The organism is Thermanaerosceptrum fracticalcis (assembly GCF_000746025.2).
In the GTDB taxonomy this organism is placed as follows: Bacteria; Bacillota; Peptococcia; order DRI-13; family DRI-13; genus Thermanaerosceptrum; species Thermanaerosceptrum fracticalcis.
Genome location: NZ_CP045798.1, coordinates 218,925 through 238,706 on the forward strand (window position 1 = coordinate 218,925; position 19,782 = coordinate 238,706).

Consider the following 19,782-nt stretch of genomic DNA (forward strand, 5'->3'; position numbering starts at 1 on the left):
AAAATATGGAATACGTAATCATTGGCAATTCTGCCGCAGCTATCGGGGCTGTGGAGGGAATTCGCAAAGTTGATGCAGATAACCCTATTACCATCATTGCAGCCGAACCGTACCATACCTATTCCCGGCCCTTAATTTCTTACTACCTGGCCGGTAAGGTGAGCGAGGATAAAATGTATTACCGTCCCCGGGATTATTACGAAAAATACGGGGTAAACTTCCGTGGCGGTGTGGCCGCTTCCGGGATTGATGTGGAACAAAAGAAAGTGATTTTGGCTGACGGAGCGGAAGTTTCTTATGATAAACTGCTCATCGCCACAGGGGGTAAACCCTTTATTCCTCCCATGGAGGGATTGGATAAAGAAGAGATTTACACCTTTCAAAAGTGGGATGATGTTAAGGCCATTGGGCAGGTAGCCCGGATTAATAAAAAAGCCGTCATCATCGGCGCCGGCTTAATCGGCATGAAGGCAGCCGAAGCCCTTTATTATGCAGGTGTAGATGTGACAGTGATAGAACTGGCTAACCGGGTTCTCAGTTCCATTCTCGATGAAAATGCAGCCAGTATCGTCCAGAATGTGATGGAAGAACGCGGGATAAAATTTGTTTTAAATACAACGGTATCCCGGATTTTGGGGGATAAAGCCGTGACAGGTGTGTTGCTGGCCAACGGGGAAGAACTGGAATGCGATTTTCTCATCGTAGCCATTGGGGTTATTCCTAACACAGATCCGGTAAAAAACACCCCTGTACGGGTGAACCGGGGCATTCTTGTGGACGAAAAAATGGCGACCAGTGTTCCCGATGTTTATGCAGCCGGTGATGTGACCGAAGGAAGGGACGCCATTCTCCAGGTTGACAGGGTTATTCCCATTTTACCCAATGCCTATAAGCAGGGAGAGGTAGCAGGGCAAAATATGGCAGGGGCTCAAGTAACCTTTTCCGGAGGATTTGCCATGAATGCCATTGGCTTTTTCGGTTTTCCCATGACCACGGCAGGAATCCTGGCCGCACAGGGTCCGGAATATGAGGAAGTAATCATCAGCCACCCCAAGGACAGGGTTTATCGCAAGCTGGTTCTCAAGGATGATCAGATCGTAGGGTATATTGCTCTGAAGGAGATTAACCGTATAGGTATGCTGACCAGTCTTATTTCCGAAAAAATCCCTGTGAAGCTTTTCAAGGATAAATTGCTGAAGAAGGATTTTGGCTACATTGACTGGCCAGATGAATTACGAAAAGAAAGAATGTTGGCGGGAGGGAGCAGCAGATGATTACAATCGATGCCCGCGGGATGAAATACAAAGAGTTAAACGAACTGGTGAAACAATCCATGGCCCATGGGGCCCAGGAGATCAGCATCAAGAACGTCAACGGCCATCGTTTTATCGGTGACGGGCTCAAGGGAAGACAAAAGATTATTATTAAGGGCACACCGGGTAACGACATGGCCGCTTTTATGGATGGGCTTCACCTGGAGATACTGGGCAACGCCCAGGATGCTGTAGGGAATACCATGAATGACGGCATCATTGTCATCCACGGTGATGCCAGGGATACCCTGGGCTACGCCATGCGCGGCGGCGAGATCTACGTGCAGGGCAACGTAGGCTACAGGGTGGGCATTCACATGAAGGGATATATGGATAAAAACCCAGTGATTGTGGTGGGCGGTAAGGCCGGAGACTTCTTTGCCGAATATATGGCCGGGGGTATACAGATTGTTTTAGGCCTTAACCTGAAATCCGGGGAAAAAATTGTGGGCGACTACTGCGGAGCAGGGATGCACGGCGGTGTCATCTACCTGCGCGGTGAAGTAGATCCCCAGCAGCTGGGTAAAGAGGTTAAAGTAGTTCCCCTGGAAGAGGAAGACTACACTATTTTAAATAAATACGTGGGACGATTTGCCGCATATTTTAAATTTGATGCCGAAGAGATTATGAATAAGGAATTCAAAAAACTCATTCCTTATAACAAGCGGCCTTATGGCAATATGTACGCCAAATGGTGATTTAGTTACTAGTTATCAGTTACTAGTTACTAGTATATGCGTGTGAATATATTACAGTAAATAAAAGGGTCTGTAGCACTTATATGCCACAGACTCTTTTTGTTTATTACTGGTTTACTAATAACTAGTAACTAGGAATAGGAACTAATTAATATGTCGCCAAATACCGATCGATTTCCCACTGGTGCACTCTGGTGCGGTATTCGTCCCACTCCTGGTACTTGGCTTCCAGGTAGCGGTTATAAACATGGGGGCCTAAGGCTTCCTTAATGACTTCATCGCGGGACAGTTCCTGCAGGGCTTCCTGGAGAGTACCGGGCAGGCTGGCGATACCCAACTCTTCCCGTTCCTGGGGAGACATTTCATAGATGTTGCGGTTGCAGGGAGGAGGAGCCTGGAGTTTATTCTTAATGCCATCCAGACCTGCTTTGAGGGCTACAGCCAAGGCTAGGTAAGGATTGCAGGTGGGATCGGGGTTTCTCAGCTCGATGCGTGTAGAAAGACCGCGCTTGGCCGGAATGCGGATGAGGGGGCTTCTGTTTTGGGCAGACCAGGCAATATACACAGGGGCCTCATAGCCGGGCACCAGGCGTTTATAAGCATTAACGGTGGGGTTGGTGATAGCGGCGATAGCCCGGGCATGTTTCATGATACCGGCGATATACTGCAGGGCGGTCTCACTAAGCTGGTCAGGTGCCTGGGGATCCCAGAAAATGTTTTTCCCGTCTTTAAAGAGGGATTGGTTCATGTGCATGCCGTTACCGGCCTCACCAAAGATAGGCTTGGCCATGAAAGTGGCATGGAGGCCGTGACGCTGGGCCACAGTACGCACTACCATCTTGAAAGTAATAATTTTGTCGGCGATATCCAGGGCATCGGAATATTTAAAGTCGATTTCGTGCTGGCCAGGGGCTACCTCATGGTGGGAGGCTTCAATTTCAAAGCCCATTTTCTCCAGGGTCAGGACCATATCCCGGCGGGCATTTTCCCCCAGGTCTACAGGTGAAAGGTCAAAATAACCGGCCTTGTCATGGGTGTTGATGGTGGGGGAACCGTCGGGGGCAGTATGAAAGAGGAAAAACTCAGCTTCTGGTCCCACATTGAAGGTAAAGCCCATCTCCGCCGCTTCTTTTAAGGCACGGCGCAGGACATAGCGGGGGTCACCGGCGAAGGGAGTGCCGTCCGGGTTATAAATGTCACAGATCATTCTGGCAACAGCCCCCTCTTCAATAGGGCGCCAGGGATAGATCACGAAAGTGTTGGGATCCGGATACAGGTACATATCCGATTCTTCAATTCTGACAAAACCTTCTATAGAGGAACCGTCAAACATCAGTTCGTTGTTGAGGGCTTTCTCCAACTGGCTAATGGTAATGGAAACATTCTTCGGAATACCTAAAATGTCTGTGAACTGCAGCCGGATAAAACGCACGTTATTTTCTTTACACAGCCGTAAGACATCTTCTTTAGTATATTTCTGCAAATCTCTAAACCTCCTTATGGCCAATATATTATCTACATTAGGTATATTTTAGCAATACTGTTTCTCCTTGTGCAAGTAAATTTATTGTTCTAGAAAAAAATAAGTTACCCCGAAGGGTAACTCGTGAAAGGGAAAAAAAGGGGAGGTATAGTGTATCAAACCTTATAGTGCGGCGTCGCCTTGCTCGCCTGTCCTGATGCGGATGGCGTTTTCGATGGTGTAGATGAAGATTTTCCCGTCGCCAATCTCACCGGAATAGGCTTTTTCCCGGATGATCGTGACGATATCATCCAACCAGCGATCCGGCACTACGATTTCAATTTTAATCTTGGGTAAAAGGTGGATGTCATAAGTGGTCCCCCGGTATATTTCTTTACGCCCTTGCTGGAGCCCGCAGCCCATAACCTGGGTGACAGTCATACCGTGGATACCGAATTTACTCAGGGCTGCGTTTACATCATCTAATTTTGTGGGCCTGATAATACACTCTATTTTCTTCATTGATTTGACCTCCATTCAATTTGAGGTAATTCAAGCAGTCTACTAAAGGTTTGCTATAAACAATTTTAGGAAAGAAGAGGCCAGTGACCTTCCCTTAAACTTGCTAGTGTCCTATTACATCTTTCAATTTATGGGGAAATCGGCAGTCGGAAGGCGAATAGGGGCAGTCGATTTCGAAAAGCCATTTTATTTGCTAGCCAGGGAGGTTGCTGCGATACTCTTAGGATTAAGGGAATAATTTTCGTATGCTTCTAAACCATGTTCGCCTAAATCCAAACCTTCCAGTTCTTCTTCTACGGTTACACGGATGCCTACAGTAGCCTTGAGCAGCATGAAAACGAGGGAGGAAAGTACCATGGACCAGGCAGCTACGCTGAAAACCCCAATAGTCTGGGTTATAAGCTGCGCTGCACCACCACCGTATAGTAAACCAGTTTCCTGAGCAAATAGACCCACACAAAGGGTACCAAAACTGCCGCAGACACCGTGTACTGAAATAGCACCAACCGGGTCATCAATGCGCATTACTTTTTCTACGAAACTCACAGAAATAACCAGGACGATACCGGCCAGGGCACCGATAGCCAGGGAACCTGCTGCGGTGACTACTTGAGCCCCAGCTGTGATAGCTACAAGTCCGGCCAGGGCGCCGTTTAAGGTTAGGCTCGCATCAGGCTTACCGTATGCCAGCCAGGTGTAGAATAGAGCACCGATGGTGCCGGCTGCTCCGGCCAGGAGGGTGGTGGTAGCGATGTGGGCGATATCGGAGGACATGCCAGAGAGGGTGCTGCCGGGGTTGAAACCGAACCAGCCAAACCAGAGAAGGAAAACACCTAAGGCACCCAGGGGGAAATTGTGGCCAGGGATTACATTAATCTTGCCGTCGGGGGTAAATTTATTAAGGCGTGCCCCTACCAGGTAGGCGCCTACTAATGCTGACCAACCACCTACGCTATGGACTACCGTGGAACCGGCCAGGTCGATAAAACCTCTCTGGAACAGCCACCCGCCGCCCCAGATCCAGTGGCCCACGATAGGATAAGTAACAGAAGTAATAACCACGGTAAAGAGACAGTAAGCTATAAACTTGGTCCGTTCAGCAACGGCACCGGAAACAATGGTGGCGGCCGTAGCGGCAAAGACGGCCTGGAAAAACCAGAAACCTTCCAGGGGAACAGTAAAAGCTTCTTCATTCACACCCTGGAGAGCAAAACCGGTAACCCCAAGAAATCCGGCTACGTCTTGACCAAACATGAGGGCAAAGCCTACTAAGTAAAAAGTAACAACACCAATAGCGACCGTGAGCAGATTTTTCATAATAATGTTGACAGCATTTTTAGCCCGGGTAAAGCCGGTTTCCACCATAGCAAAACCAGCGTGCATGATAAAGACCAAAAAGGCAGCGAGCAGGACCCAGATGGTATCAATGCTTTTTACCACATCAGCTACGGTAGGTTCAGCGGCCAAGAGAGGATAAGAAAAGATGAGACTGAGCAAGGTAAGCAGGAAAGGGAGCATAATTTTCTTTTTCATTTAAAATACCTCCTTGAAAATGATATTGATAGAAAATAAAAAAGGACATTCTTAACCCGGGAAATAAACCCGGTTGTTAAGAACGCCCTTGTTCTTCATAAGACCATACCACATCATTGTGGCAGAATAAATATTCTATTGTTTATGAAGACGCTAATCGTGATGACGTGAACCGTGAACCGTATTATAGCTAAACCCTGTTGTCTTTTAAATACGGTTAACTGTTAACGGTTAACGTGGTACTACAGGTATACTTAAGCTTCTAAAATGTTGCCAGATAACGGTCAATTTCCCACTGGTGTACTTGGGTGCAGTAATCCTGCCATTCAGCGGTTTTTGCAGCCATATACCGCTGGTAAACATGGGGCCCTAAGGCTTCAATTAAAAGCTGGTCTTTACTCAGTTCTTCCAAAGCTTCTCCTAAACTTACGGGTAATTTTTCAATTTTGTGTTCCAGCCTTTCCTCATCCGTCAATTCATAGATATTGGCATTATAAGGAGGAGGTGGTGCTAATTTTTCTTTGATTCCTGCCAGCCCTGCCTTTAAGGTTACGGCCAGGGCCAGATAGGGGTTGCAGGAAGGATCGGGGTTACGCAGTTCTATGCGGGTGGAGAGTCCGCGTTTGGCCGGGATACGGATAAGGGGGCTTCGGTTACCGGCGGACCAGGCAATGTAAATGGGTGCTTCATAACCAGAGATCAGCCGTTTATAAGAATTTACCGTAGGGTTGGTGATAGCGGCGATAGCCCGGGCATGTTTCATAACGCCTGCTATAAACTGAAGGGCAGTTTCGCTTAACTGGTCCGGGGCCTGGGGATCCCAGAAAATATTTTTACCATCTTTAAAAAGGGAAATGTTCATATGCATACCGTTGCCGGCCGCACCAAAAATGGGTTTAGGCATAAAGGTGGCATGAAGACCGTGACGCTGTGCTATAATCCTGACTACTGTTTTAAAGGTAATAATTTTATCGGCAACGTCTAAAGCATGGGAGTACTTAAAGTCTATTTCGTGCTGGCCGTTGCCCACTTCATGGTGAGCGGCCTCAATTTCAAAGCCTATTTTCTCTAAAATCAGGATCATATCCCGTTTGGCTGCTTCTCCCAAATCGAGAGGGGAGAGGTCAAAATAGCCGGCCTTGTCATGGGTGTTGAGCGTAGGTGAACCATCGGTATCCGTATGGAAAAGATAAAACTCCGCTTCAGGACCAACATTCATGATATAACCCATCTCTGCCGCTTCTTTTAAGACCTGTTTTAAAATATAGCGGGGATCGCCGATGAAAGGAGTGCCGTTGGCATTATAGATATCACAGATAATCCGGGCCACCGCTCCTTCTTCCACCGGACGCCAGGGAAAAACAAGAAAGGTGTTGATGTCGGGGCGTAGGTACATATCTGATTCCTGAATCCGGACAAATCCTTCAATAGAAGAGCCGTCAAACATAAGCTCTCCATTAAGTGCTTTCTCCAGTTGATTTGCGGTAATAGACACATTTTTCGGTATACCCAGGATATCTGTGAACTGCAGGCGGATAAACCTGATGTTGAATTCTTTTACCTTTTTCAGAACATCTTCACGGGTCATTGCCAAAACCATCACACTCCTTCCGGAAAAAATAAACGTCCAGGAACAAAACCTAGAAGGTTTGCTCACTGGACGTCATTGCCCATACTTTGAGATACTTCTTCGTATCTAGAAAATATGCTATTGTTTATACTTATTCTAACAGGGAATTAAACGAATGCAAGGGCATAGCTGAAAAAATAATGTATTCCTGAGTCCTCTTTATTGAGGACCTTTTAATTCATCATTAAGAATGATGGCTTCAGACAGAGTTTTCATGGATATGCCTTTATCCATGCTTTGTTTTTGTAAACGACGGAAGGCCTCGGGTTCTGAAAGCTTCAAATCACGCATGAGGATGTGTTTGGCTCTCTCCACCAGTTTACGGGTTTCCAGGGTATCTTTAAGTTTGTTAATTTCCAGTTCCATCTGCTCCATTTTCCGGAAGTTAGCCAGGGCTGTACGGATACTGGATTCTAAGGCCCATCTATTAAGAGGTTTTACTACGTAGGACATGATGTAGTGTTCTTCGATGGCATTCATTACTTCCTGGTGATGAGGGGAGGTTACAAGAATAACGGGGGCTAACTTTTCCCTGGCAATGATGAGAGCGGCCTCCAGTTCACTGTACTGGTATAATTCTACATCTACCACTACAATATTGGGACGGGCAGACCGGGTAAGGCGCAGGGCCTGGGGTCCATCGGAGGCCTCGCCCACCACGGTTAAACCCATTTGCTGCAAGAGAGAGGTGATTTTATTACGTTTTCTTGTATCTGAACTGCATACCACAACGGAGACGACCATCTCACACTCCCCTTTTCTCTTTCAATTACCCTTAAATATAAGGGAATTGATTAGGGGGTGTCAAGGTGCTTTGCGTAAAGCTAGCCGTGTATATTTTCAAAGGTCTGGCAGTTGGTGGTCTGGCATTCTTTGACAAACAGCGGACAGGGGGCAATTTTGGCAAGATAGAGTGCCCTGGCAGGGTTTCTTTTTAGCGGGCAGTTCATAATTACGCTCTACGGGGAAACGGCTCCAGCCGATAGCGGCCGTTATGGATTTCACCGGCTGCAGGAGGCAATGGGGAGTAACGCCGAGGTTGATTTTCCAGGCGTCGATGCTTTCCAGGAAAGCCTTCTGCCAGGAAAGAGGCCAGTCTCCATACCCAGGGCTGAAGCGAGCCGTGGGGAAATAACCTTGCCGCCTGATTTCCCGGGAGATATGCTGGTCTAACTGTTCGGCCATTTCCTCAACAGCGGCGGAAGCCACGCCATCCAGGATCAGGGCGTGGGTAGGTTCCCGCTGGCCCAGTTCCTCCAGTAAGTGATCTATGGTGCTGCCCAGGGTGACGGCCAACAGGGATACTTTCACGGACGTGTCAAAATGGGGGACCGTTTTCATCCCTTCGATGACCAAAGGGCTGGTCTCCAGGGTGATGCGTTCTGGCGAGATATCTTTTACCGCATAAGTCTGCCAGAGGCCCTGGGGTTTAGCCAGTTCTTTTATTGACTGCAGGTAATGTTGGATAAGGTTCATCAGTTCCGGAGCTAGCCGGGCGCCGGATGTAATGCCCAGGAAGGGGAAAATCTCCTCGGGTGAAAGGTTTAGGGGGAGTTGTACCAGTTTCATCTTAGCCAACCTCGGTTTCCTTGAGAAGGGCCTGCACTATTTTCACAGCTTCCACGGCATCCTTGCCGTAGCCGTCGGCTCCGATTTGCCGTGCGTAATCCTCAGTAACAACAGCGCCCCCTACGATAATTTTTACTGGGAGATTTTCTTTTCTGGATTCTTTAATCACCCGTTCCATTTCCACCATGGTGGTGGTCATGAGGGCGCTCAAGCCTAAAATCTGGGCACCTTCCTTTTTTACGGCCGCAATAAATTCTTCTGCGGGAATATTTTTGCCTAAGTCGATTACCCTGTACCCGTAGTTTTCCAGGAGGGCACGGACGATGTTTTTACCAATATCGTGGACATCTCCTTTCACCGTACCGAGGACGATGGTTCCCTTGTGCTCCAGGGCCTGTCTAGGAAGATGTTTCTTTAGCAGGTCAAAGGCTTTCTTGGCGGCATCACCTGAAAGCATAAGCTGGGGCAGGAAGACTTCGCCCTTGGCAAAGAGTTCACCGATTCTTTCGAGGGGTGGGATGATCCCCTCGTTGATGATGGTAAGGGGGGCAGCTTTCATTAGCAATTTTTCCAGGAGATTGACAATTTGGTCCTGCTGGCCGTGGATGATGAGTTCATGGAGGGTTTCCAGGGACGGTTCTTTGTTTGTTGATCCCGGATCTTTCCTTTCCTCCACGATAGGAGCAGTTTTCCCACTCCTGACCAGGTAGTTCTGGGCACCGGGGTCCCGTCCTGTAAGCAAAGCGGCAGAGGCTACAGTTTCTCCGACCCTGGTATCCAGGGGATTGACGATGGCGCCGTCCAGGCCGGCACCCAGGGCCAGGGCCAGGAAAGTACTGTTCAGCCACGAGCGCTGGGGAAGGCCGTGGGAAACATTGCTTACCCCCAGAACAGTGGAAACTCCCAGACGTTCTTTTACTAACTGGATGGCCCGGACAGTTTCCATGGCAATACCGGGTGAGGTAGCGGCCGTGAGGACCAGGCAGTCTATGACCACATCCTCTTTGGCTATATCATACTCCTGGGCTCGCCGGACAATCTTTTCGGCAATAGCCAGCCGCTCTTCCGCTTTTTCCGGGATACCTCTCTCGTCAAGGGTGAGGCCGATGACAGCGGCACCGTATTTCCTGGCCAGGGGCAGGATACTGTTAAGGCTTCCTTCTTCACCATTGACCGAGTTGATTAAGGCTTTACCCTGGTATTCCTGCAGGCCCTTCTCCAGGGCTTCGGGACGGGTGCAGTCCAGGACCAGGGGCACATCCAGGGCCAGCTGGAGATGCTGAACCCCCTGAGCCAGAAGATGACCTTCATCTAAACCGGGTACCCCCACATTTAAATCCAGGGCCAGGGCCCCGGCCTTTACCTGGTTTCTGGCTTCCTCGTTCAGTAAGGGCCAGTTTTCTTGCCGGAAAGCCTCGGCTATTGTTTTGCGGGCTGTGGGATTGATGCGTTCACCAATCATTAAGGGGAGTTCACTTGTACCCAGGGAGACTACCTGGGTACGGCTGGCCAAGCGGGTGGGGAAAGTCCGGGGTGAAGGCCATACGGGCTCCCGGGAGACAAAGGCCTGGGACATGGCTTTAATATGTTCCGGCGTACTGCCGCAGCAGGCGCCGATCAGGTTGACACCCAGTTGACGGAAAGGTTCTACGTAGCGAGCCATTATTTCCGGGGAAAGTTTGTAGACCGTTTTGCCGGCGATAAACTCAGGCATACCGGCATTAGGTTCTACCAGGAGTGGTAAATTGGTAGCTTTCCGGTAGGCAGCCATTACCTCCAGTAATTCCTCAGGGCCCGTGGAACAATTGGCGCCCACAAGGTCAGCCCCCATGGCTTCTAAGACTACGGCGGCGACCTCAGGGGTGGTCCCTGTAAGGGTACGGCCTTTTGTATAAGTTAAAGAACAGGCTACAGGCAAAGAAGTGTATTGTTTGGCGGCATAAAGGGCAGCCCGGGCCTCCCCCAAGTCCGAAAAGGTTTCTAAGAAGATAAAGTCGGCACCCCCCTCGGCCAGGGCCTGTACCTGTTCAGCGAAGACTTCCACAAGTTCAGTCCAGCTTATATCACCCAGGGGAGCAGGAAAGTGACCGCTTGGTCCCACAATTCCGGCGACAAAAGCCTTTGTTCCTGCCACCTCTTTGGCCAGTTTAGCTGCTTTTATATTAATTTCCCTAACCAGAGAAGAGGCGTGATATTCCTTGAGTTTGATGGCATTAGCTCCGAACGTATTGGTTTGGATTACTTCCGAACCCGCTTCCAAATAGGCCTGATGAATCTTTTTAATAGTCTCGGGATGTTCCGGCATCCATAGCTCCGGACTCTGCCCAGGCGGGAGTCCTAAGGCCGCCAGCATCGTTCCCATGGCGCCATCCCCAAGAAGTACTTTTGTCTTTAACGTACGAATAAAATTTGACACAGCTAACACCTCCAGTTTAGCTCATTCTAGCTAGTAATCGAGAGGAAGTCAATAATATCCGGAAGGCTATAATATCCGGAAGGCTAGTCATATTATTTAAGGGGGGACAATATACTTTAGGTAAAAGACCGTGTTTGAGGGGGATGACCATGAGTAAATTGTGGGAACCAGCGGGGAAATTTAACTACCGGTCCTGCTACAACAAGCGTAAATCACCTTGGGAAGGTCTCAAGAAGAGTGGCCGTTTCACAAAAATACTATGGCAGATTTTGGCTTCCCTTGTGATTTTTTTCTTAGTCTGGGGGGTATTCCAGTTTGAGGGACCTTTTGTATCTTCTGTGCAAAGTACGGTGAGGGGCTGGTTTACCGAGGATTACGATATCCAGCCGGTACTGAAGTTCTTTTCCAAGGTGGGATTATGGGGTGACAGTTTTGAGCGGGCTGCCTTTGAGACAATAAAAAAAGAGGAGGATTTAGGACCCCTGACGGTTCCCGTATCCGGGCAGATCACCAAACCATTTGGCTGGATTGTGGGAGCCGATAATGCTCAAATATTTCATGATGGGATTATTATCGCCGCACCTGAGGGCACTCCTGTCAAAGCTGCCTTAAGCGGCGTGGTTACTCTTATTGGCAATGAAGAGGCTTTAGGACGGGTGGTGGAAGTCACCGATGCAAAAGGAGTCGTCTGTAAATATGCACACTGTAAGGAGATTCTGGTGAATCTAAACGACCAAGTATCTCAGGGTCAGGTGATTGCCAGGGTAGGCAAAACGGGTAAAGCTGCCAATCCCCAGTTATATTTTAAAGTAACCAATAAAGATGAGCCCCTGGATCCGGCCAAACTCTTCATGCCTGTGAGCAGCAAGACTTAGTTGTTAGTTGGTAGTATCTAGTTCGCAGTTGGCAGTGGAACAACGCTTCCCGCTTCCCGACTCCCGAAGTGAAATGAATTTACGGGTAACTGGTAGCGGGTGACGGGTAGCGATATAAAATCCAATTCTGGACACTGGTTACCGGCCACTGGTCACGGGTCATAATAGTTGTTAGTGGGCAGAGGATATGATAGATAATCATTTCATGAGACCACGTCGCTGGTCTCATTTTTACTTTCCTTACTGCGCTTTAGCCTTCTTATGTCATGTCAATCCATTAACAACCAACAACTACCAACTACCAACTAACAACTGAGTCATTGCCATCTGCAGGAAAGAATTGTATATTAGACATAGTAGATTTTTTCTAGGCCTATTTATCCATAATAGATATAATAAGGAATCATGGTTTTGAGGAGGCAATTGATTTTGAATCAGTTGAGGCAAGTTCTGGAAGGAGAAATTTTACCAAAAGTAATTAAACCATTACGCTATGTGGGCAATGAACATAATGTAGTGAAGAAAAACTGGGATACGGTTAAGCTGCGTACCCTTTTTGCTTTTCCCGACCTCTATGAGGTGGGGATGTCCCATCTGGGGCTGCGCATTCTTTATCATCTGGTGAATGAACAGCCGGATTATTTGATGGAACGAACTTTTGCCCCCTGGACCGACATGGAAAAGGAGCTGCGGGAAAGAAACATTCCCCTCTTTGGCTTGGAATCTTACCGGCCCCTCAGGGATTATGACTGTATCGGTTTTACTTTGCAGTATGAAATGAGTTATACCAATATCCTGAACATGTTGGATTTAGGTGGTATACCCCTAAAGGCAGAGGAGCGGGATGATTCATATCCTCTGATTATGGCCGGGGGACCGTGTGCCTATAATCCTGAACCTCTGGCAGATTTTTTCGATTTTTTTGTTATCGGCGAAGGAGAAGAAGTTATTCTGGAAATCTTTGAACTGATAACAAGGCACCGGGAGGTTCGCCAGGGTCGCCAGGAGAAAAAAGTACTCCTTAAGGAATTGGCCCAAATCCAGGGTGTGTATGTTCCCGTTTTTTATGAACCACGTTACGGTGATGACGGGAAATTACAGGAAATCAGGGTAAAAGAACCCGGTGTGGCGCCCAGGATCGTGAAGAGAGTGGTTAAAGACCTGGATGAGGCCTATTTTCCAGAAAAACCTCTGGTGCCTTACATGGAAGTAGTACACGACCGCATTATGCTGGAAGTGCTGCGGGGCTGCAGCAGAGGCTGTCGTTTTTGCCAGGCGGGCATGATCTACCGGCCCGTACGGGAGAGGAGCAAAGAAGTATTAAGCAGGCAGGCGGAAAAACTGGTGGAAACCACGGGGTATAATGAAATCTCTCTTACCTCCCTTAGTACCAGTGACTATACGTGTGTGGAGCCTTTGCTGCAGGAACTGTTGGATAAGTATCAGAAAGAAAGTATTGGGGTGTCACTGCCCTCACTCCGGGTGGATTCTTTTTCCATGAACCTGGCTCAGGAAGTACAGCGGGTCAGAAAGACAGGACTTACTTTTGCCCCCGAGGCGGGAACCCAGCGTCTGCGCGATGTCATTAACAAAGGGGTTACGGAAGAAAACCTCCTGAAAGTAGCTGCTACCGCTTTTGAGGCGGGATGGTCCCAGATTAAACTGTATTTTATGATCGGTCTCCCTACCGAAACTTTTGAGGATATCGAGGGTATTGCCATTCTCGCCAAAAAAGTTTTGGATATTGGCCTCAGTATTACCAAGAGCCAGGGGCGCCATAAGTCTCCCAAGGTCACCATCAGTGTCTCTTCCTTTGTCCCCAAAGCCCATACACCTTTCCAGTGGGAAGCCCAGGATAAACTGGAACTTTTAAAAGAGAAACAGCAGTTTTTAAAAAGCAAAATAAGCGATAAGCGAATAACCTACAATTATCATGATGCTTCCTTAAGCCTCCTGGAAGCAGTTTTTGCCAAAGGTGACCGGCGTATGGGGAGAGTCTTGGAAGAAGCCTGGCGCCAGGGCTGTAAATTTGACAGCTGGTCGGAACACTTCCGGTTTGCTGCCTGGATGCAAGTCTTTGAAAAGCTTGGCATTAAGGTGGAAGATATCGCCAATGTGCCATTTTCTTATGATGATGTGCTGCCCTGGGACCACATTGACATGGGAGTGACCAAAAAATATCTCTGGTTGGAAAGAGAAAAGGCTTATCAGACTGCTACAACCGGGGACTGCCGTTTCCAGCATTGTACTGTGTGTGGTATCTGCCAGGATTTAGACGTAGCCATGATTTTGCGGAAAGGTGGGAAAGTCGATGTTACTGCGCGTTAAGTACGCTAAAACACCGGAAGGGCGTTTCCTCTCCCACCTGGATATGGCCAGGACCATGGAAAGGGCCTTTCGCCGTGCCCGCTTACCGCTGGCTTTCTCCGAGGGTTTTAATCCCCATCCCAAGTTCTCCTTTGGTTCTGCCCTGGCCGTAGGGGTAACCAGTGAAGGAGAGTACCTGGATATTGAATTAAGAGAAGACCTGCCCGTGGAAGAAGTGCGTTCCAGGCTGGAGGCTGCCTTACCGCCGGGACTGAAGCTCCTGGAAATGAAGAAATTAGAAAACCGGGGAGAAAGTCTGACCGCTCAGATTAACATGGCCCGTTATATACTTGCGATCCCTTTGCTCCAGACGGTGAGCCGGGAGCAGTTAGATGAAGCAATTGCCGCCATCTTGGCCCAGTCCGCTTTCACCATTACCCGGCAGGGGAAGAAGGGACCCCGGGAAGTGAATATCAGAGAAGGCATTTTCGATCTCAAGGGGAAAGTAGAAGATAATATTGTGCTGTTAGAAATGGATCTGCAAACCGGCAGTGAAGGAAATGTTAAACCCGATGAAGTACTGCAAATGCTAAGAGATAAGGGAAATATCCCCTTGGCACCGATTGTGAGGATTCACCGGCAGGGCTTGTTTATCCGTAAAGATGACAGGATCAAGACCCCTATGGAGGAATAGTACACGATTAGCGCTAGCCGACATCCGACATCCGATTTTAAGAGTACTTTTTCAGAGAGTTAATTTGTCAGTGACCAGTGTCCGAAGCCTGACGTCTTTCATGAGTGGGTTAACTTTTAACGGTTCAGCTGAAAATTACTGCCATTTATGGTCTGTCGGAATTCGGAAGTCGGAACACGGAAAGTCGTTTTTTGAGTAGGAGTGACCATTGATGTACAGAGAAATACTCGTACAAGTCGCAGAAGAGGAAACGAAAGTAGCTGTGCTGGAAGAGGGACAGCTGGTGGAAATCTATGTGGAACGGGCCCTCAACCAGCGTTTGGTGGGCAATATTTACAAGGGTGTGGTACATAATGTACTGCCTGGCATGCAGGCTACCTTTGTCGATATCGGGCTGGAGAAGAATGCTTTCTTGTATGTGGAAGACGCTCTGGCTAATGTCCTATGGCAAGATGAGGAGCATGTTCCTGTAAGAGATGGGGTACGTCCCAATATTCGCGATATCGTCAAAGAAGGACAGGAGATTGTGGTCCAGATTGCCAAGGAACCGGTGGGTACCAAAGGGGCCAGGGTTACCACCCAAATTACATTGCCAGGACGCTACCTGGTACTCATGCCTACCGTGGATTATACGGGTATTTCCAGGAGAATTGAGGAAGATGAGGAAAGAGAGAGGCTCAAGGCCATTGCCGAAGAGATTAAGCCTCCCAACATGGGGGTTATCGTCCGTACCGTTGCCGAGGGTTCCCTCCGAGAAGACCTGGAGCAGGATATCAAAAGCTTGCTGAAAATCTGGCAGCGTATCAAAAACAAGGCCCAAACCGTTTCGGCGCCGGCTCTCTTACATAAAGATTTAGAACTGGTCCAGCGCATTTTGCGCGATGTCTTTACTGATGATGTCCAGCGTTTAAGCGTGAATTCCCGTCCTGTCTTTGAAAAGATTATTGATTTCTTGGAAGCCACGGAAACCCATCTTAAAGGGAAGGTATTTTTAAGTGATACCAACAATCTTTTTGAAAAATATGCCATCGACCATGAGTTAGCCCAGGCCCTTAAGAGAAAAGTATGGCTCAAAAGCGGGGGCTATCTGGTGATTGACCAAACGGAAGCTCTCACGGCTATCGATGTGAATACGGGAAAATTCGTGGGCAGTACGGATTTAGCCGATACTGTTCTGAAAACGAATTTGGAAGCTGCCCTGGAAATAGCCCGGCAGCTGCGTTTACGAAATATTGGCGGTATTATAATCATTGATTTCATCGATATGACGGATCCCCACCACAAAGAACGGGTACTTAAGGTCCTGGAGGAGGAATTGAAAAAAGACAAGGTTAAAGCCCACATTTTGGGCATTACTCCCCTGGGGCTGGTAGAAATGACCCGTAAAAAGGTGCGGCAATCCCTTTCCAGTACTTTGGAAAAATGCTGCCCCTATTGTGAAGGGAAGGGAACGGTACTTTCCGAAGAGACCGTCCTCCTTTCCCTCAAGAATGAATTAAAAGAAGTGGCAGCCCGGACAACCTCCGATACTCTCCTGGTGGAAACTCATCCTCATGTGACGGCACTCCTGACCGGTGCAGGAGCCAGGGAACTGAGGAACCTGGAACAACGACTGGGCAAACGGATCATTGTTAAAAACAAAGAACAATTTCATTTAGGGCATTATGAGGTGAAAACACAGTATCCTTGACATCTCCAGCCATCTATGATACTCTTTCTTATTGTAGGCGCTTACGCCTGCCAAACCGCACAACTCAGGTTTAAATGCGTCAAGCTACCTTGGAGATGGCGAGTCTAGGACAGGGAGGTGTAAAAATGTACGCAATTATTGAAACCGGTGGTAAGCAGTTTAAGGTACAGGAAGGCGACGTTCTGAACGTAGAAAAACTTCAGGCTGCTGAAGGCGAAACTGTGGAAATTACCAAAGTCTTAGCCGTTGTTAAAGATGGCGAGGTTGTTGTAGGTACTCCCGTAGTACCGGGCGCTAAGGCTGTTTTAAAGGTTTTAAAGCATGGCAAGGGTGACAAGATTATCGTTTTCAAATATAAGCCCAAGAAAAACTACCGTAAAACCCAGGGCCATCGTCAACCCTTTACGAAAGTTGTTGTAGAAAAAATCATGGCTTAACATGATACACGCGGATATTTATTTTGACGGTTCCCTGTTGAAGGGTTTCATCATTAAAGGTCATGCCGGCATGGCGGAATCAGGGAAGGATATTGTATGCGCCAGCGTTTCAGCCCTCGCCCAGACAACCCTTCTCGGGTTAGACGCCTATTTGACGGTGAAGCCGAGATGGCAGCTTGATGACGAGGGTTACATAGAATGCTGGTTACCGGAAGGCTTAGCTCCTGAGGAAATGACGAAAGCCCAGGTAATCATGCATACTATGGAACTTGGACTTCTATGTATTGAAGAAAGTTATGGACAGTATCTGAAGGTCAGCAAGAGGAGGTGGACCAAATGCTGTTAAAAATGAACCTGCAACTTTTTGCTCACAAAAAAGGGGTGGGCAGTTCACGTAACGGACGGGACAGCGAGGCTAAACGCCTTGGTGTGAAACGTTTTGACGGGCAGTTTGTTACTGCCGGTAATATCCTGGTTAGACAAAGAGGTACTAAAATCCATCCCGGTGAAAACGTGGGCATTGGTAAGGATGATACACTCTTTGCCCTGATCGACGGATATGTGAAGTTTGAACGTAAAGGGAAAGAAAAGAAACAAGTGAGCATTTATTCCGAAGCAGTTATGTAATGTTAAGCCCCGGTTAAACCGGGGCTTTCAATTTTTCTTTTGTGATGGTAAATTATAGATACAAAGGTAGGTATTTGTGCGAAACTGGCGATAAGGTGTGAAGCGTGTGGCAGAACTGGACTATTTGGAAAAATTACTGGAAGCCCAGAAAATCATACGGCATGACTGTATGAATCATTTTCAGGTGGTTCACGGATACCTGCAAATTGGGCGGCCTGAAACAGCCCGGGAATATCTGATGAAAGCGACGAAGTCTTTTCAGCGCTATAGTGTGCTGGGGAAAATATGTTTACCACAGCTTCAGGCCTACCTAACCTGGGCTTTGGCTTCTTTGGGCGAACAGGGTGATTTTTTAACAATCCAGGTAGAAGACAGCCTGGAGGCCTGGAAAGAGGACGACGGGGAGGTAGCGGAAGTTATCTCTGCTTTGTTTGAGCCGCTGCTTAAGGATCTTCCCCAGCAACAAGTACAGTGTCAAATGTTAATCGGTGGGAAAGAATATACACACATTCACCTCCTCGTCCATGGACAGGAGTACCTGGTTAAGGAATATGCGGGAAGGATTAAAGCCTGGAGCGAGGCCCGACACTTTAGGAATTTTACGGTCCGGAGTGAGCTTACCGATGTCTTAAGAATTCAGGTAGGAAAAGAAACCAACAATTACGGTAATAATAGACAGTGAAACTGCAGGTGAGGTAGGGAAATCCATGTTTTATGATTATGCCAAGATTTATGTAAAGGGTGGGGACGGCGGTAACGGTATCGTCGCTTTTCGCCGGGAAAAATACATACCGGAAGGGGGACCTGCCGGCGGTGACGGAGGTCAGGGCGGCAGTGTGATCCTGGAAGCTGATGAAGGTTTACGTACCCTGGTAGACTTTCGTTATAAACGCCATTTCAAAGCTCCCCGGGGCCAGAATGGTATGAGTAAAAACATGCACGGTGCTGATGGAGAAGATTTAATTGTTAAAGTACCCATAGGAACAGTGGTGAAAGTAGCTGAAACCCACGAAACCATAGCCGACCTGTCCCAGCAGGGACAGCGCTTTGTTGTAGCCAAAGGTGGACGCGGGGGCAGGGGTAATGCCCGCTTTGCCAATCCCGTGAACAGGGTTCCCGAAGTGGCCGAAAATGGCGAACCCGGGGAAGAAAAGTGGTTGGAATTAGAGCTGAAACTGCTGGCAGATGTTGGTTTAATCGGTTATCCTAACGTCGGCAAGTCTACCATCATCTCTCATGTCTCTGCTGCTAAACCGAAAATTGCTGATTATCATTTTACTACTATTGACCCTAATTTAGGTGTGGTTAGACTGGAAGAAGGCAAGAGCTTTGTTTTGGTGGATATTCCCGGTTTAGTAGAGGGAGCCAGTGAAGGAGTGGGTTTGGGACACCGCTTCCTGCGCCATGTGGAGAGAACCAGGCTTCTTTTGCATGTTTTAGATATCTCTGGCTCTGAAGGTCGTGATCCCCTGGAAGATTATAAAATAATTAATCAGGAATTAGAGAAATATAATCCGGTTTTAAGCATGCGCCAGCAAATCATCGTGGCCAATAAAATGGATCTGACAGGTGCCGTGGAAAACTTGGAAAGATTAAGAGAAGCCTTGGGTGAGGAACATGAAATCTATCCTGTCTCCGCCGTCACGGGGGAGGGGCTCAAGCCTCTGATGTTCCGGGCCGGTCAGTTATTGGAGGAGATTCCGGAAACTCCGCTTTTCATTGAAGAAGAAGGCTTAAAAATTACGAAGGTAGCAGGAGGACCGCCCTTCGAGGTCGAATATAATGATGATGGTGCATGGGTTGTTTCTGGCCCGGAAATTGATAGATTAGCGCAAAAAACAGATTTTTCCAATGAAGCGGCAGTGAGGCGTTTTTTGTTCAATTTGCGTAGAATGGGTGTAGAAAAAACCCTGCGGGAAAAAGGGGCTAAGGATGGTGATGTGGTTCGTATTAAGGATCTAGAGTTTGATTTTGTTGATTAAAAACTAAATCCTTAGCTTTTGACAGAA

18 protein-coding genes are annotated in these 19,782 nt (G+C 48.0%); 11 read left to right on the forward strand and 7 right to left on the reverse strand.

Features of this window, described 5'->3' with window-relative positions:
* Positions 1-5 precede the first annotated feature (5 nt).
* A complete protein-coding gene (locus tag BR63_RS01160) occupies positions 6-1,274 on the forward strand; it encodes an NAD(P)/FAD-dependent oxidoreductase (RefSeq protein ID WP_034422945.1) in 1,269 nt (422 codons plus the stop codon).
* On the forward strand, positions 1,271-2,011 hold the full coding sequence (locus BR63_RS01165) for a GltB/FmdC/FwdC-like GXGXG domain-containing protein (protein ID WP_034422943.1): 741 nt from the start codon (positions 1,271-1,273) through the stop codon (positions 2,009-2,011). The genes BR63_RS01160 and BR63_RS01165 overlap by 4 nt, the downstream gene beginning before the upstream one ends.
* 148 nt (positions 2,012-2,159) lie before the next feature.
* Here the strand turns inward: BR63_RS01165 and glnA (BR63_RS01170) are convergent, their stop codons facing one another.
* From glnA (BR63_RS01170) to BR63_RS01200, 7 genes are all read right to left on the reverse strand, one after another.
* Positions 2,160-3,494 carry a type I glutamate--ammonia ligase gene (glnA, locus tag BR63_RS01170; protein WP_034422941.1) on the reverse strand — a complete coding sequence of 445 codons (1,335 nt, stop codon included), beginning with the start codon at positions 3,492-3,494 and terminating at the stop codon, positions 2,160-2,162.
* A gap of 162 nt (positions 3,495-3,656) precedes the next feature.
* Positions 3,657-3,995 (reverse strand): P-II family nitrogen regulator, encoded by a 339-nt coding sequence (locus tag BR63_RS01175; protein WP_034422937.1) that lies wholly within the window; start codon positions 3,993-3,995, stop codon positions 3,657-3,659.
* Between the two features lie 186 nt (positions 3,996-4,181).
* A complete protein-coding gene (locus tag BR63_RS01180) occupies positions 4,182-5,528 on the reverse strand; it encodes an ammonium transporter (protein WP_034422936.1) in 1,347 nt (448 codons plus the stop codon).
* A gap of 262 nt (positions 5,529-5,790) precedes the next feature.
* On the reverse strand, positions 5,791-7,116 hold the full coding sequence (gene glnA / locus BR63_RS01185; RefSeq protein ID WP_081908187.1) for a type I glutamate--ammonia ligase: 1,326 nt from the start codon (positions 7,114-7,116) through the stop codon (positions 5,791-5,793).
* Positions 7,117-7,317: 201 nt separating this feature from the next.
* The gene (locus tag BR63_RS01190) at positions 7,318-7,902 is read right to left on the reverse strand and encodes an ANTAR domain-containing response regulator (protein ID WP_034422933.1); all 585 of its coding nucleotides are present in this window, start codon (positions 7,900-7,902) and stop codon (positions 7,318-7,320) included.
* A 96-nt stretch (positions 7,903-7,998) separates the two neighbouring features.
* On the reverse strand, positions 7,999-8,727 hold the full coding sequence (locus BR63_RS01195) for a hypothetical protein (RefSeq protein WP_051965844.1): 729 nt from the start codon (positions 8,725-8,727) through the stop codon (positions 7,999-8,001).
* A gap of 1 nt (position 8,728) precedes the next feature.
* The gene (locus tag BR63_RS01200; protein WP_034422931.1) at positions 8,729-11,143 is read right to left on the reverse strand and encodes a homocysteine S-methyltransferase family protein; all 2,415 of its coding nucleotides are present in this window, start codon (positions 11,141-11,143) and stop codon (positions 8,729-8,731) included.
* Between the two features lie 149 nt (positions 11,144-11,292).
* Here BR63_RS01200 and BR63_RS01205 point away from each other — a divergent pair, with 149 nt between their 5' ends.
* From BR63_RS01205 to obgE, 9 genes are all read left to right on the forward strand, one after another.
* Positions 11,293-12,018, forward strand: a complete 726-nt coding sequence (locus BR63_RS01205; protein WP_051965842.1) for a M23 family metallopeptidase — start codon at positions 11,293-11,295, stop codon at positions 12,016-12,018.
* A 405-nt stretch (positions 12,019-12,423) separates the two neighbouring features.
* Positions 12,424-14,346 (forward strand): TIGR03960 family B12-binding radical SAM protein, encoded by a 1,923-nt coding sequence (locus BR63_RS01210; protein WP_051965840.1) that lies wholly within the window; start codon positions 12,424-12,426, stop codon positions 14,344-14,346.
* Complete coding sequence (locus BR63_RS01215; protein WP_034422928.1) at positions 14,330-15,019, forward strand: TIGR03936 family radical SAM-associated protein; 690 nt, start codon at positions 14,330-14,332, stop codon at positions 15,017-15,019. The genes BR63_RS01210 and BR63_RS01215 overlap by 17 nt, the downstream gene beginning before the upstream one ends.
* 211 nt (positions 15,020-15,230) lie before the next feature.
* The gene (locus tag BR63_RS01220) at positions 15,231-16,709 is read left to right on the forward strand and encodes an Rne/Rng family ribonuclease (protein ID WP_051965838.1); all 1,479 of its coding nucleotides are present in this window, start codon (positions 15,231-15,233) and stop codon (positions 16,707-16,709) included.
* A gap of 125 nt (positions 16,710-16,834) precedes the next feature.
* Positions 16,835-17,146, forward strand: coding sequence for a 50S ribosomal protein L21 (rplU, locus tag BR63_RS01225; RefSeq protein WP_034422926.1), 312 nt, complete (start codon positions 16,835-16,837; stop codon positions 17,144-17,146).
* A 1-nt stretch (position 17,147) separates the two neighbouring features.
* Positions 17,148-17,492, forward strand: a complete 345-nt coding sequence (locus tag BR63_RS01230; protein ID WP_034422922.1) for a ribosomal-processing cysteine protease Prp — start codon at positions 17,148-17,150, stop codon at positions 17,490-17,492.
* Positions 17,486-17,773: a 50S ribosomal protein L27 gene (rpmA, locus tag BR63_RS01235; RefSeq protein ID WP_187142873.1), complete on the forward strand. Its 288-nt coding sequence runs from the start codon at positions 17,486-17,488 to the stop codon at positions 17,771-17,773. The genes BR63_RS01230 and rpmA overlap by 7 nt, the downstream gene beginning before the upstream one ends.
* Before the next feature lie 106 nt (positions 17,774-17,879).
* A complete protein-coding gene (locus BR63_RS01240; protein ID WP_034422920.1) occupies positions 17,880-18,455 on the forward strand; it encodes a Spo0B domain-containing protein in 576 nt (191 codons plus the stop codon).
* Between the two features lie 25 nt (positions 18,456-18,480).
* Complete coding sequence (gene obgE, locus BR63_RS01245) at positions 18,481-19,755, forward strand: GTPase ObgE (RefSeq protein ID WP_034422917.1); 1,275 nt, start codon at positions 18,481-18,483, stop codon at positions 19,753-19,755.
* The last annotated feature ends 27 nt before the right edge of the window (positions 19,756-19,782 follow it).